Below are 12,901 nucleotides of genomic sequence, written 5' to 3'. Positions count from 1 at the left end.
GGGTCAGGGGCCGGCGGGGTCCCACAGCCGGGCGCCGCCCCGGTCGCGCAGCCTGCGCAGGAACGTGAGCACGCCCGCGCCGCCGGTCGCCCAGGCCACGTCGGTTCCGGTGAGGGTGCGGTCGGGGAACAGCGGCCGGCGTACGGTTCCGCCGCTGCGCGCCAGGATCAGTGAGGCGATGTCCTTCGCTCCGGCCCAGTACGCGTCGTCGCCCGTGGCGAGCGCGGCGTCGACCAGGACGTCGCCGACGCCGGACAGGCCACAGCACTGCGACACCAGGCTCATCCGGGGAGCGATCCGGTGACAGACCCGGGCGGCGCGCAGCCCGAGGCCGAGCAGCCTCGCGTCCTGTTCGCCGGCGCCCGCCTCGATCAACAGCGCCGCGATGCCGGCCAGCCCCCGGCACCAGGAGCCGTACCGGCGGCTGGCCTCGGGGCGTTCGGCCGCGCTCACCAGGCCGGGCACGCGGGCGGCCAGGGCGTCGAGGGACCCCAGGGCGGCGGCGCGCACGGTTTGGCCGGCGGTGGCCCGTTGACAGCCGTAGAGGAAGTGCGCGATGCCCGCGGCGCCGTGGGCGAAGCCGAGTTCGTACGCCGCGTCCGACGACGCGGCGGGCCGTACGAGGTGGGGGACCGCGTCCGCTCCTCCGGCAAGGAGTGCGGCGGCGCAGTCGGACGCGATCGCCAGGTGGCGGCCTGCGTCGGGGTCGCGCCCGTCGGCGGCGGCCTGCGCCGCCAGCACCAAATGACCCGTGCCGGTTCCGGCCCGGCCGCCGATCTGGTCACCGGTGTCGTCCGGCGGGTCCGGTGGCCCGAGCGGTTCGCGCGGCAGGGACCCGACGGCTCGGGCGGCCGCGCCGAGGAACACATCGACGCCGGTCCGGCCCGTGTACAACGCCGCGTTCAGGCGCGGCAGTTCGGCATGGCGTGCGGTGGCGCGGGCCAGTTCGGCGACGGCCTCCACAACGCCGGGCCGGTCCAGGTGCTGGAGCAGTTCGAGGCCGACGCCGGCCGCGCCCGCGTACAGGGTGAGCGAGGAGCCCGGGTAATCCGCGCCGGGCCTGCCCCACAGACCGGGCACGGCGGCGACACTCGCGGCGACGGTGTGGCCGATCACCTCGTCCAGGAGGGCCGGGGAGGGACGGACAGGGGACGGTGTCCCGCGCCTGCCGGGGAGGGCGGGCAGCCCTGCCGCGAACCGCCGTGCGGCTGCGGCGCGTTCGGCCGGATCGAAGCTCATCAGGCCGGCGACCAACAGGCGCAGCGGGCGCAGGGCGGCGCCGGGCGCGGCCGCGGTCAGGCACGCCAGGGTCCGCTCGCGGTTGACGGCGCGGTCGGGGTCGAGGGCGACCGGATCCATCCCGGTGAGCGCGAAGTGCAGGGTGGCGCCCAGCGCGTAGAAGTCGTCGGCCGGGTCGGGTTCGGCGTCGGGGCGGTACACGGGCAGGGAGTAGCCGCGTGTCGCACCGGCCGGGCGGGAGCCGCCGAGGGCGCTGATGCCGAAGTCGACGAGATGCGCCGTGCCGTCGAAACCCAGCACCACATTGTCCGGTTTGAGATCGCGGACCACCACGGAACGGTTGTGGATCGCGGCCAGGATCGCCAGCAACTGGCGTGTCAGGGCGGCCACTTGGCGGCCACCGCCGTCGCCGCGGGCCGCGTAGGGGCCGTGGCTGAGGATGTCCCGGCGCAAGTCCGCGGGGCCGCAGTCGGTCATGACCAGGTACTCGTCCTCGCCGTGCCGCAGATGGCCGACGACGCGCGGTACGCCGGCGGTGCCGGCCAGTGCCGCCAGCACCCGGTGCTCGTGGCGCAGTCGGCCCCGAGCGTCCAGCCCCCGCTCGTCCTGCGCCATGTGGGCCCTGGCCTGCTTGATGACCACGGGTTCACCGGTCGTCGTGTCCAATCCCCGCAGGACGTCTCCGCGTGGTGACCGGGCGATGCCCCTGGTGACCCGGAAACGGCCGCCGACCAGAGGGCTCGTGGCCGGGACCACGGCAGGGGCCGGGCGGCCGAACGGGTCGTCGGCCCACGGCGGTTGTCGGTAGCGGGCACCCGCGCGGCCCGTGAAGGCGCGCCCGTTGGGGCCGATCATGACGAGGGTGCTCCCAGCCGCTCTGAAGGGCCCGTACCGGTAGTGGACCGGCGCCCCCTCCCGCACGCGGCGGTCGCTGAGCACGCGGGGGCCGGTGCGTCCGTCGAGGATGCCGGCCAGTTCATGCGCGATGGTCACGAAGTCCTCCGCGCGCGGATAGACGGTGACCGCCTTGCCAACCAGGTGGGGATGGCGTTCGCCGCTGTTGAGGTCCCGAAGAACCGAGGGGCTGAGCGCGAACTTGGCGTCGCAGGTGTGGCGCAGCAGGACCGGCACGATCAGGCCCATGGTCTCCATGAGCTCTTCGGGCCGGGTGGAGACGCGGAGCTTCCAGCCGTGCTCGTACGCGGGCATGGCCGGATCCATCAGGTAGAGCCACAACTCGTCTGCGGCGAGCCGCCGTCGGGCTCCGCCGAGCAGCGCTTCGAGGCGGCGCCGCAGCGCGGCCGCGTCGTCCGTGTCCTGCGTGGAGTCCTGTTTATCGTCGATGTCCTCCACGTCGTCGGTGTCCCGTGCGTCGTCGTGCCGGGCCGCCCTCATGCGCTCCCCGTTCCACGTCCCGCGATCCTGGCCCCCCCGCCTGTGCCGAGCCCGTGCGCGCGGCCCCGGCCGGATGACCGGGGCCGCCGGGGTGGGCTCAGTCGCAGGCCACCCGGGTGGTGGCCGTGGGCCACGGGTCGACCATGCAGGCCTCGACGCGACGCCCGGGATCCACATCGTCCTCGAACTCGATGAACTGCTCCTCCAAGTCGAGCGGACCCGCTTCGCGGATCTGGAGCTCCACGGGGCTGGGGCTGGGACTCATGGCGTTCCTTCCTGCCTCTTCGGTGGATGAACAGGTGGTGACGAACAAGCCGTGACGAACAGGTGGTCACGAACAACTGGTCACGTGCCGCGTCCGCGCGGCGGCCGGCGCACCGGCCGCCGACGTGCGCGCGAGCCGTCGGCCCGTAGGGGCCACTACAGCGGAGCCGCCGCGAGAACTGAAGGCCGTCGACAAAAATGCCCGCGGAAAATGCGACAGGGGCCGAGCGGGGCCCACCGAACCCGACTGGATCCGTGGTGAAGCGGGCTGAATCCGTGGTGAAGCCGGGCTGAAACCCGTACCGCGCATGATCTGCCACAGAACGCGGCGGACAAGCCACCCGCCGCGCAGGACCACGAGACGCAGGAGCACACCATGCAGACGTTCGCCGCCACCGCCCCCGTCACCGCCGTCCTCGACATCCCGGCAGGACGGGTACGGGTGAGCGCCACCGACCAGGCCGACGTCAGCGTCGACATCAAGCCCGCGGACGCGTCCAGGAGCCGTGACGTGAAGGCAGCGCAGCAGACCTCGGTCGCCTTCGAGGACGGGGTGCTGCGGATCGTCGCCCCGGCGAAGAACCAGTACTTCGGTGCCTCGGGCGCACTGGACGTGTCCGTCCGGCTCCCGGGCGGCTCGGAGGTCGCGGCCAAGGCGGGCGCCGCCGAGTTTCACACGTCCGGTCCCCTTGGCGATGTCACCTTCGACGGGGCCCACGGCGCCGCCCGGATCGAGGAGGCCGCGAGTCTGCGGCTGAGCGTCCACGCGGGCGACGTCCGGGTCGGCCGCCTCGCCGGCGACGCGCGCATCACGGTGTCGGCGGGCGACATCCACATCGACGAGGCCACCCGCGGCACCCTCACCCTGCACACCGCCTACGGGGCGATCACCGTGGGCACGGCCCCCGGCGCCTCGGCCACCCTGGACGCGGGGACGTCGTACGGCCGCGTCCACAACGCGCTCCGCAACACCGAGGGCGCCGAGGCCGGCCTGCGTATCCACGCGACGACCTCGTACGGGGACATCACCGCGCGCGGCCTGTGAGCGGGGGCGCTCAGCGCCCCGCCGGGCCGGCCGCCAGGGCGGCCCTGACCTCGCGTACCACCCGGGCCGCGTCCTCGGGGCTGCCCACCACATCGGTGCGGTTCATGTCGATGACGAGGACGTCGCTGGCCGAGTAGTGCCGGTGCACCCAGTCGTCGTAACCCGACCACAGGACCCGGTAGTACTCGACAAGGGCTTCGTCCTGCTCGAAGTCGCGGCCGCGCAGGCCGATCCGGTGCAGCACCGTGTCGAAGTCCGCAGTGAGGTAGACCATGAGGTCGGGCGCCTTGCGGTAGGGCAGCTCCTCGATCTCGCGCATCATCTCCTCGAGCAGGCCCTCGTACACCCGCATCTCCAGGGAGCTGATGCGGCCCAGGTCGTGATTGACCTTGGCGAAGTACCAGTCCTCGTAGATGGACCGGTCAAGGACGTTGTCGGCCTGCTTGTACGCCTGCTTGATCGACGCGAAGCGCGTCTGGAGGAAGTAGAGCTGGAGCAGGAAGGGGTAACGCTTGGCCTGGATCTCCTCGGGAGTCGCCGTGTAGAACAGCGGCAGAATCGGGTTGTCGTCGACGCTCTCGTAGAAGACGTCGCTGCCCAGCTCCTCGGCGAGCAGTTCGGCCACGCTCGTCTTGCCGATCCCGATCATGCCTCCGACGCAGATCACCGGCATTACCTCGCTTCTCCCATGGGTCTTCTGTGCGCGGGCGGTCGTAGCACCCCGCAGCGCCGGGGCAGCTGCCGGTGGTTCCTTGATTCCCCAAGGTCTTCGTGACGGCGTCACGCGGTCCCGCCCGGACCGTGGCCGTCGTACGGTCCGGTGTCCTCGACGCCGCGGCGACGGACCCCGCGGGCCATGCCCAGGGGCCATGCCGCGCATGCCGCGTGCGATGACGAGCCACCGTCCCGCGGCCGCCATGAAGCATAGATGACGAGGGGGGCGGGCCAAGCCCGAGCGGTGGCCCACCGGCGCACCGACGGCCCTCGGCGCACCGATGTCCTGGCCACACCGATGTCCTCGGCACGCAACGCCCGTGGGCACAACGGCGCGTGGGGGAGCGTTCGCGGGCATCGGGCGTGGGTCGGTGCGTCAGGCGGTCCGACGCGCTCCCTGGCCCGATCCGTTCCGTCGGGGCAGGTTGTGCGGGGACATCGCACGTCGGGAGGGCGGTGAGCCAAGGTGGACGCAAGGGACGAGCTCCGTTTCGACGGCCGGGTGGCCGTGGTCACGGGCGGCGGGCGCGGGCTCGGCCGCGAGTACGCCCTGCTGCTCGCGGCGCGTGGCGCACGCGTGGTCGTCAACGACGTGGGCACGGGGATCGACGGGCGCGGGGCATCGCCGTCGCCCGCGCACGAGGTCGCCGAGGAGATCCGGGGGCACGGCGGGGAAGCGGTGGCGGACGTACACGACGTGTCGGACGCCGCCGGCGCCCGGGCGTCGGCCGGGGCCGCCGTGGAGCGCTGGGGGCGCTTGGACGTCCTGGTCAACAACGCGGGGATCTCGATCCTGCGTCCCCTGGGCGACCTCACGGACGAGGAGTGCGCACGGGTGCTCGCCACCCATGCGGGCGGGACCCTGAACATGCTGCGAGCCGTATGGCCGCACATGGTCGACTCCCGGTACGGGCGCATCGTCAACACATGCTCCGACGCCCTCTTCGGCGACACCGGACTCAGCGCGTACGCGGCGGGCAAGGGCGCGGTGCTGGGTCTCACCACGTCGTCGGCGGCCGAGGGTGCCGGCCACGGCATCAAGGTCAACGCCGTCGTACCGATCGCCGCCACCCGGATGTCCCTCGAAGCGCTCGACGGCGACGAGCTGACCGCCGCCCTGCTCGCCGACCTCTTCCCCGCTCGGCACGTGGCAGCCGTGGTGGCGTTCCTGGCCCACGCGTCCGTGCCCTGCACCGGGGAACTCCTGCACGCGGCGGGCCGTCGCGTGGCCCGGATCTTCCTGGGCGCCACCGAAGGGGTGGTGTGGGAAAAGAACCCCACGCCTGAGGCGATCCGGGACCACCTCTCAGAGATCCGCGACACGGAGGCGTTCCGCGCGCCGACAAGCGTGAGCGCGTCCATGGCGTACTCCTTCGCACGGCTCGGTGTGGGTGGCGCGGAGCCCCTGACGCTCGACCTCAAGTCGCCGGTCGCCGGGCCGGAGCGCACCGGGCCGGCGGAAGGCTGAGATACGACACACGGTCTCCGGCCGGAGAACGGGTCTCCGAAAAGTCCCCGGACCGGCGGTGGCCAGGGCCGGCGGCGACCGCTCCGGCCCCTCGCGCGACCGAAGGGGAGCCATGCCCCAGGACATCGAATTCGATCTTCCCGCCTCCCCCGGGATCAGCCGGGGCCTCGCCCGGGCCCGCCGACACCACGCGGAGTGGGTCCGGCGCTTCGGTCTGGTCACGGGCGACCGCTCGGCGGCGTGGTACGACTCCTGGGACATGCCCCGCCTGGCCGCCCTCGGTTTCGCCCACGCCGACAGCCCGGCCCTGGACCTGTGCGCGGACGCCATGGGTTTCTTCTTCGTCTTCGACGACCAGTTCGACGGCCCGCTCGGCCGTGACCCCGCCCGGACCGCCCGCGTCTGCCGGCAGTTGATCGACATCGCCCACGGCGCCAGCGCGCCCGTGGACGCCGACCCGTGCACGGCGGCGTTCGCCGACATCCGCGCCCGAGGGACCAGGGAAGCCCACCCCGCCTGGATCGCGCGGACCGCGCACGAGTGGGAGTACTACTTCGCCGCCCAGGCCCACGAGGCGATAGGCCGCCTGCGCGGGATCCCCGCCGACCTGGAGAGCTACCTCCAGGTCCGCCGGGGCATCGCCGGCACCGACCTGCCGCTCTCCCTCGGTGAACGCGCGGCGGGCATCAGCGTGCCCGTGGCGGCCTTCCACGCGCCGCAGTTGCGCATCATGCGACAGACCGCCATCGACGTCACACTGATGTGCAACGACGTGTACTCCGTGGAGAAGGAGGAGGCCCGGGGCGACATGGACAATCTCGTACTCGTCCTTGAAGCGGCCCGGAGCCTCACCCGCGAGGCGGCCGTCGCGGCGGTGCGGACCCGGGTGAACCGGCGCGTCCGGCGCTTCGAGGACCTGGCCCGCCAGGTGCCCGAGCTGTGCGCCCACCTCGCCCTCACCCCGGAGGAACGGTCCGCCGTCGACACCTATGTCGACATCATGTCCACCTGGATGAGCGGCTACCACGCCTGGCAGACAGCAACTCTGCGCTACCGCACGGCCCCTGAGGTGGTCCCGCCCACCGGTCCCGGCTATCTCGACGAGATCCTGCGACTGCCTTCTCTCCCGTCTTTCCCCACACTCTGACCACAGGCGCGGACTTCGGCCGTTTCGATTCGGGAACTGCGGCTAGACGGACCTCATGTCCGAAACAGCGAAGAAGAACGAGACGACGAACAGCACCGCGGCCAAGCGCACGGCCCGCTCTGCGAGTAACGGAGCTCGGTCTGCCACGGCCAAGGCCACCTCGACCGCGACCGACGCCAAGTCCGCCGCGTCCGAGGCCAAGGACAGCGCGGGCGGCCGGGTGGTGGCGCTGCGCTCCAAGGCCAAGGCCGGTGGCGAGCTGCTGTCCACGATGCCCGGCAAGTCGATCCAGGCGGCATCGACGGCGTGGACCGTGGTGCGCAAGCGCAAGCAGATAGCGGCGGGTGTGGGAGGCGGTGTTCTGGCGGCCCTGGCAGGGGCCTACAGCCTGGGCCGGACGACCGTCCGCCGCGGACAGGGACCCTTCACCCGGGCCACGGGTGGCCGCTTCTGACGGAGCGGTGGCTCAAACCCGCGACGGCGGGGTGCGCACGGCGATCGAGCCGCACGCACCCCGCCGTCGCGCTGTCCGGGCCGGATGGGGTCAACACCCGTACTGGCAGGGCGAGTTGACCGCTTCAGGTGTTCAGCCAGGGAAGCGCCCCGTCGAGCGCAGCAGCCAGCGCCGCTCCGCGTACGCGAGGTCGTCCCGCCACAGTCGTCCGGCCGTGTGCCGGATCAGGGGTCTGGCGATCGGACCGAGCAGATGGGCCACGCGGAAGCCGGGCCGGTCGGAGGTGGCGACGACCGCTTCGACCACGGCGGTGCGCGGCCGTCCCCGAGCGTCGGTGCCCAGCGGCGTCGCATGCGTTTCGACGACCGAGCCCTCGCCCTCGCCCCGGGTGATGCGCATGACCACGGTGCGGGGCCCGGGCGCCGTGAAGGCGGCGCGCACCGGGACGACGACGCGGCCGGCGACCTTGAACGACACGTCGACGACGAACGCGTCGTCCTCCTCGGAGCAGTCGCGCCCCGGCGCGCTCACCACCGTCAGGTCGACGAAGGCGTACGGATGGAACCAGGCGCCGTGCCAGGGGTCGAGGCGGTTGGCGACGATGTCCTCGGGCTCGCAGGTGCCCGCCGTCGTGTACACGGAGACGAGCGACCGCTCCAGGCTCGGACGCCGGGGCAACGCCGGTTCAGCCAACGGCACTTGATGGGCATCGTTCGCGTCGGCCGTGTCGAGCCGTACCCAGATCAGCACTCCGTCGTCGTACGCGGGCAGAGGTTCCCAGCCCGACGTCGGAGCCCCCGTCAGGGCGAGACCGTGCCAATGGCAGATCAGGGTCCCGCAGCGCACCGGGCTGTCCTTCAAGGGCGCCCCGAGGTGCGGGCACTGCCCGGGTCCCGCCACCACCGTTCCCCGCGCGTCGCGCCACACCACGATCTCCTGGCCCGCGATGACCCGTCCCCAGGGCGCGGCCGGGGTCAGGTCGCGGGAGGCTCCCGCCACATACCAGTAGCCCCAGGGCCTGGCCTGGGCGCGGCGCAGCGCCGCCGCGATCAGGGCCGGGCCGGCCTCCCGCCATGTGCTGCGCTGGCGCTCCCAGGGCACGGCATGTGCGCGCAGGCCGAGGGGGAGGCGGGGACGCCGTGCCGGATCGCGCGTAACCATGCGCCTCTGCTTTCGTGAGGAACCTCTGCCGACTCGCCTGCCCGCGATCCTTTCACCCGGCCCCGGAGCGCTCCGGCCGGTGAGCCACCACGGTGTCGCCGCTCGGGGTCGTAACGCGCCTTCCCCGGCGGTGACGTACGCGTGCCCGGCCGACGAGACCGTCCAGGGCGATCAGCGCTCGCCGGCGGCGCGGCACCACGGCGCGGCGGTGCACGACCTGGTAGCCGTCGGCGGCGATCGCGTCCAGGATGCCGCGGTAGAGCACGAAGGCGGTACGGATGCAGGGCCTCGACCCCGGGCTGAGCATCGCGAGACCGGGGGCGGCCTCCCGGTAGGTCCGCCGGGTCAGCTGTTCCGCCGCCTTCAGCGCCCGCGTGACACGGGCGTCCCCCTTGCCCGTCCGTCTGCTCCACTCCAGCAGCTCGCGGTCGACGCCGTGAGCGGCCAGCAGATCGAGGGGCAGGTAGACGCGGCCCCGGTCCAGATCCTCGCCGACGTCCCGCAGGAAGTTGGTGAGCTGGAAGGCCACGCCCAGCGCCGCCGCGTGTGGTTCGGCCTCGGACGCCGGCACCACGGTGCCGAGCACCGGCAGCATTTGCAGACCGATGACGGCCGCCGAACCGTGCATGTAGGAACGCAGGTCCGCGTAGGTCGCGTAGGAGGTGACGGTGAGGTCGCTGCGCATGGACGCCATGAAGTCGTGGAAGAGCTGGGCGTCGATGACGTAGCGGCGCGCGGTGTCGGCGACCGCCCGGATGACCGGCCGCCCGCTCGCGCCCAGGCGCAGACCTGCTTCGAGGTCCCGGCTCAACTCCTCAAGGGCGAAACCGCGTTGGTCCGTGGTGTCCTTGCTGTCCAGGGCGTCGACGATGTCGTCCGCCCAGCGCGCGAACCCGTACAACGCGTGGACTGCCGCGCGGTGTTCGAGGGGGAGGAGGCGGGTGGCCAGGAAGTAGGTCCTGCCGTGCTGGGCGTTGAGTTCTCTGCACTGTCGGTAGGCGTGGCGCAGGCCGGGATCGGTGATACCGGCGGCGTTGAGCTCGCGGGCGGTCATCAGGGGCGCTCCTGGGCGGCGTTGCGGACCGGGGCGGGGGTCGAGGCCGAGGCCGAGGTCGAGGCCGGGCGGTGGCGGTGGCGGGGAGCGGCGGCCCCGGTGACGCGCGCGGCCGCGAGCTTTCCCGAGACGAGCACCGTGGGCACCCCCACACCGGGGGTGGTGCCGCACCCGGCGAGGACGACGTTCTCGGTCCCGTTGACGAGGTTGCGCGGCCGGAAGGGGCCGGTCTGCGCGAAGGTGTGGGCGGCGGAGAAGGGCGTTCCGTACAGGTGCCCCCTCGCCTGCCAGTCGGCCGGGGTGACCAGGTGCTCGTCCGTCACGGACGCGGCGAGTCCGTCCAGGCCCCGGCGTTCCAGTTCGGCCAGGAGCTGCGTGCGGTAACGCGGCGCGAGTTCGGCCCAGGCGCGGGCGTCGGGGCCGATGGCGGTGTTGGGGCAGGGGGCCAGGACGTAGTGCAGGTGCTTGCCGGGAGGCGCGAGCCCCGGGTCGCTCGCGGTGGGCCGGGTGATGAGCAGAGAGGGATCACTCATGAGCCTTCCCTGCCGGGTGACTTCGTGGAATGTCCCTTTCCACGCCGCGCCGAACGAAAGGGTGTGGTGGGCGAGTTGGGGCCAGGTCCGGTCGCATCCGGCGTGCAGGACCACGGCCGACGGGGCGGCCCGCAGGCCCATCGGGCGCCGGGGCGCCCGGCCGAGCAGCCGGTAGGACAGGGGCAGGTCGGGGGTGAGGACGACGGCGTCGCAGGCGATGCGTTCGTGCGCGGTCACCACCGCCGTGATCCGCTGCCCCGAGCGCTCCAGACGCATCACGCTCTGGCCATAGCGCAGTTCGGCGCCGGCCGCTGCGGCGGCGTCGGCCATGGCGGCAGGAAGCGCGTGCATGCCGCCGCGCGGGAAGTACACGCCGGCGACGGTGTCCATGTACGCGATGACGGCGTACGCGGCGAGGGCGCGGGCCGGGGGCACACCCGCGTACAGGGCCTGGAAGGAGAAGACCCTGCGCAGCCTTTCGTCCTTGAGGAAGTGCCCGATGCGCGCGTCGAGCCGGCCGAAGCCGCCCAGAGCGGCGAGCCGGGCGAGATCGGGGGTGAGCAGCTGGAGCGGCGAGTCGAAGTTGGTGTCGATGAAGCTGCCGATCTGCGCCCGGTACAGCCGCTGGAGCCAGCGCCGCAGCTCCCGGTAGCCGTGGGCCTCGCGGGCGCCGGCGAAGCGGGCGACCTCGCTCTCCATGGCGTCGCCGTCGGTGTGCACGTCCAGGGTGGCGCCGTCGGCGAACCGCGCCCGGTAGGCCGGGTGCAGCGCGATCAGCTCGACGTGGTCGTACAGGCTCGCGCCGACGGCGGCGAAGGCCTCGTCGGCGAATTCCGGCATGGTCAGCACGGTCGGCCCCGTGTCATGCAGGAAGCCGCCGCTGTCCAGGCGTCCCGCGCGGCCGCCCGGGCCCGGTGACCGCTCGACGAGAGTGACCCGGCGGCCCGCCCCCAGGAGGTGCAGCGCCGCGGCGAGCCCGGCGAGCCCGGCCCCGACGACGACAACGTGGTCGGTGCGGCCCGGGATCGTCCGGCTCATGAGACCTCCTCGATCACGGCGGCACGCGTGCCCGGCGGGGAAGGGGCGGCAGAGTCCCCGGGGAGTGTCGTAGGGGACCGGCCGGCCGCGGTGTCCATGAGGGCGGCCAGGCGGCGGTGGCCGTCCGGGTCCAGTGCGGCGCGGTCGAGATGGCGGTGGGCCATGTCCAGCAGGCGCGCGATCCTGCGCGTCACGATCCGGTGGGCTCCCGTGGACGTCACGGCCTCGCGGACCGCCCGCAGGCCGTCCGCGTCGAGCTCGGCGTGGCCCACCTCCCGGCCGAACACCTCCCGGGCCGCGGTGTCGCCGGTGGCCTCGGCCCGGGCGAGGGCCACCGCCATCAGGTAGGTGGGTTTGCCGCCCCGGACGTCCTGGCCGGGTGGCCTGCCGTCGAGACCGCTGAACAAGTCCCTTACGTCGTCGTGCAGTTGGAAGGCGAGTCCGGCGCACCGGCCCGCCGAGCGCAGGGCCGTCGTGGTCCGCGCGTCGGCGTCCGCGAGCAGGGCGCCGAGCTGGAGCGGGCGCTCCACCGTGTACAGGGCGCTTTTCAGACACGCGGCGCGTACGGCGCGGGCCAGGGACCGGGTGCCGGTGATCTCCCCGTGCATGTCGAGGTACTGCCCCGCGACCATCTCGGTGCGCATCACCGCCCACACCGAACGCACGTCGCTCGCGAGGGGTGCGGGCAGCTCCAGTTCGCCGACCATGTCGTCGGCCCAGGCCAGCGCCAGATCCCCGGCGAGGATCGCGGCGGACTCGCCGAGCCTGCGGTGACCGCCGCCCGCCGCGAGGGGCGCGTACTGGCCGGACACCGCCGCGTGCAGCGCCGGCTCGCCGCGCCGGACCAGGTCCCCGTCCATGACGTCGTCGTGGATCAGCGCGCAGCACTGAAGGAGTTCGAGCGCGGCGCACAGCCCGAGCGCGCCCCGCGTCCGCGCGTCGCCGGGTCGTGCGCGGCCCCGCAGACTCCACCACAGCAACTGCGGGCGCAGGCGCTTTCCCCCGCCGAGCGCGAACCGCTCAAGGCGCGCCACCACGTCGTGCGCGAACGTCTCGTCCAGCGCCTCGGCCCACTCGGCGCGGTGCGCGAGGAACGACGCGAGCCGCTCCCGTACCGCTTCGGGAACATCGGCGTCGACCGCCGCGTACGTCGGCCCCCTGGCCCCGGGGGCCGGACCGGGTGCCGCTTGCGGCGCCGGCGGGCCGCCTCCGGGGTGATGACCGTCGCGCCGCAGGCCGTCTTCCCAGTCCATCGCGGCAGCTCCTTCGGCTTGTCCGTCCGGACGATCGGATGCTCCTGCGCCTGCCCCGACCGCCGAAGCGGATGCCCGGAAGGCGGATCAACCGTCGCCCGTCCGGCGTGAACACGGACGCACCGTGGTACTGGTG

The 12,901-nt window shown here is 73.2% G+C and carries 11 protein-coding genes; 4 read left to right on the top strand and 7 right to left on the bottom strand.

Features of this window, described 5'->3' with window-relative positions:
- Positions 1–3 precede the first annotated feature (3 nt).
- A complete protein-coding gene (gene lanL / locus ABR738_RS03575) occupies positions 4–2,634 on the bottom strand; it encodes a class IV lanthionine synthetase LanL (protein WP_350228490.1) in 2,631 nt (876 codons plus the stop codon).
- Positions 2,635–2,731: 97 nt separating this feature from the next.
- On the bottom strand, positions 2,732–2,899 hold the full coding sequence (locus tag ABR738_RS03570) for an SflA family class IV lanthipeptide (RefSeq protein ID WP_350228489.1): 168 nt from the start codon (positions 2,897–2,899) through the stop codon (positions 2,732–2,734).
- A gap of 375 nt (positions 2,900–3,274) precedes the next feature.
- Here ABR738_RS03570 and ABR738_RS03565 point away from each other — a divergent pair, with 375 nt between their 5' ends.
- Positions 3,275–3,943: a DUF4097 family beta strand repeat-containing protein gene (locus tag ABR738_RS03565; protein WP_350228488.1), complete on the top strand. Its 669-nt coding sequence runs from the start codon at positions 3,275–3,277 to the stop codon at positions 3,941–3,943.
- Positions 3,944–3,953: 10 nt separating this feature from the next.
- On the opposite strand, the gene ABR738_RS03560 is transcribed toward ABR738_RS03565, so the two are convergent.
- Positions 3,954–4,616, bottom strand: a complete 663-nt coding sequence (locus tag ABR738_RS03560; RefSeq protein WP_350228487.1) for a deoxynucleoside kinase — start codon at positions 4,614–4,616, stop codon at positions 3,954–3,956.
- 507 nt (positions 4,617–5,123) lie between these two features.
- Between ABR738_RS03560 and ABR738_RS03555 the strand changes: the two genes are divergently transcribed.
- The 3 genes from ABR738_RS03555 (at position 5,124) to ABR738_RS03545 (ending at position 7,726) form a co-directional block, all read left to right on the top strand.
- Positions 5,124–6,125 (top strand): SDR family NAD(P)-dependent oxidoreductase, encoded by a 1,002-nt coding sequence (locus ABR738_RS03555; RefSeq protein ID WP_350228486.1) that lies wholly within the window; start codon positions 5,124–5,126, stop codon positions 6,123–6,125.
- A 112-nt stretch (positions 6,126–6,237) separates the two neighbouring features.
- Entirely contained in the window at positions 6,238–7,272 is a 1,035-nt protein-coding gene (locus tag ABR738_RS03550) for a terpene synthase family protein (RefSeq protein ID WP_350228485.1), read from the top strand.
- Positions 7,273–7,327: 55 nt separating this feature from the next.
- On the top strand, positions 7,328–7,726 hold the full coding sequence (locus ABR738_RS03545; protein WP_350228484.1) for a hypothetical protein: 399 nt from the start codon (positions 7,328–7,330) through the stop codon (positions 7,724–7,726).
- A 132-nt stretch (positions 7,727–7,858) separates the two neighbouring features.
- Here the strand turns inward: ABR738_RS03545 and ABR738_RS03540 are convergent, their stop codons facing one another.
- The 4 genes from ABR738_RS03540 to ABR738_RS03525 are packed head-to-tail and all read right to left on the bottom strand — an operon-like array spanning position 7,859 to position 12,765.
- A complete protein-coding gene (locus ABR738_RS03540; RefSeq protein ID WP_350228483.1) occupies positions 7,859–8,887 on the bottom strand; it encodes a Rieske (2Fe-2S) protein in 1,029 nt (342 codons plus the stop codon).
- Positions 8,888–8,939: 52 nt separating this feature from the next.
- Positions 8,940–9,941, bottom strand: coding sequence for a phytoene/squalene synthase family protein (locus tag ABR738_RS03535; protein ID WP_350228482.1), 1,002 nt, complete (start codon positions 9,939–9,941; stop codon positions 8,940–8,942).
- Positions 9,941–11,512, bottom strand: coding sequence for a phytoene desaturase family protein (crtI, locus tag ABR738_RS03530; protein ID WP_350228481.1), 1,572 nt, complete (start codon positions 11,510–11,512; stop codon positions 9,941–9,943). The genes ABR738_RS03535 and crtI overlap by 1 nt, the downstream gene beginning before the upstream one ends.
- On the bottom strand, positions 11,509–12,765 hold the full coding sequence (locus ABR738_RS03525) for a polyprenyl synthetase family protein (RefSeq protein WP_350228480.1): 1,257 nt from the start codon (positions 12,763–12,765) through the stop codon (positions 11,509–11,511). The genes crtI and ABR738_RS03525 overlap by 4 nt, the downstream gene beginning before the upstream one ends.
- Positions 12,766–12,901: the final 136 nt, after the last annotated feature.

It is taken from the genome of Streptomyces sp. Edi4 (genome assembly GCF_040253615.1).
Classification (GTDB): domain Bacteria; phylum Actinomycetota; class Actinomycetes; order Streptomycetales; family Streptomycetaceae; genus Streptomyces.
Note: the sequence above shows the minus strand (reverse complement) of the source record. Positions and strands in the feature narration are given on the sequence as shown.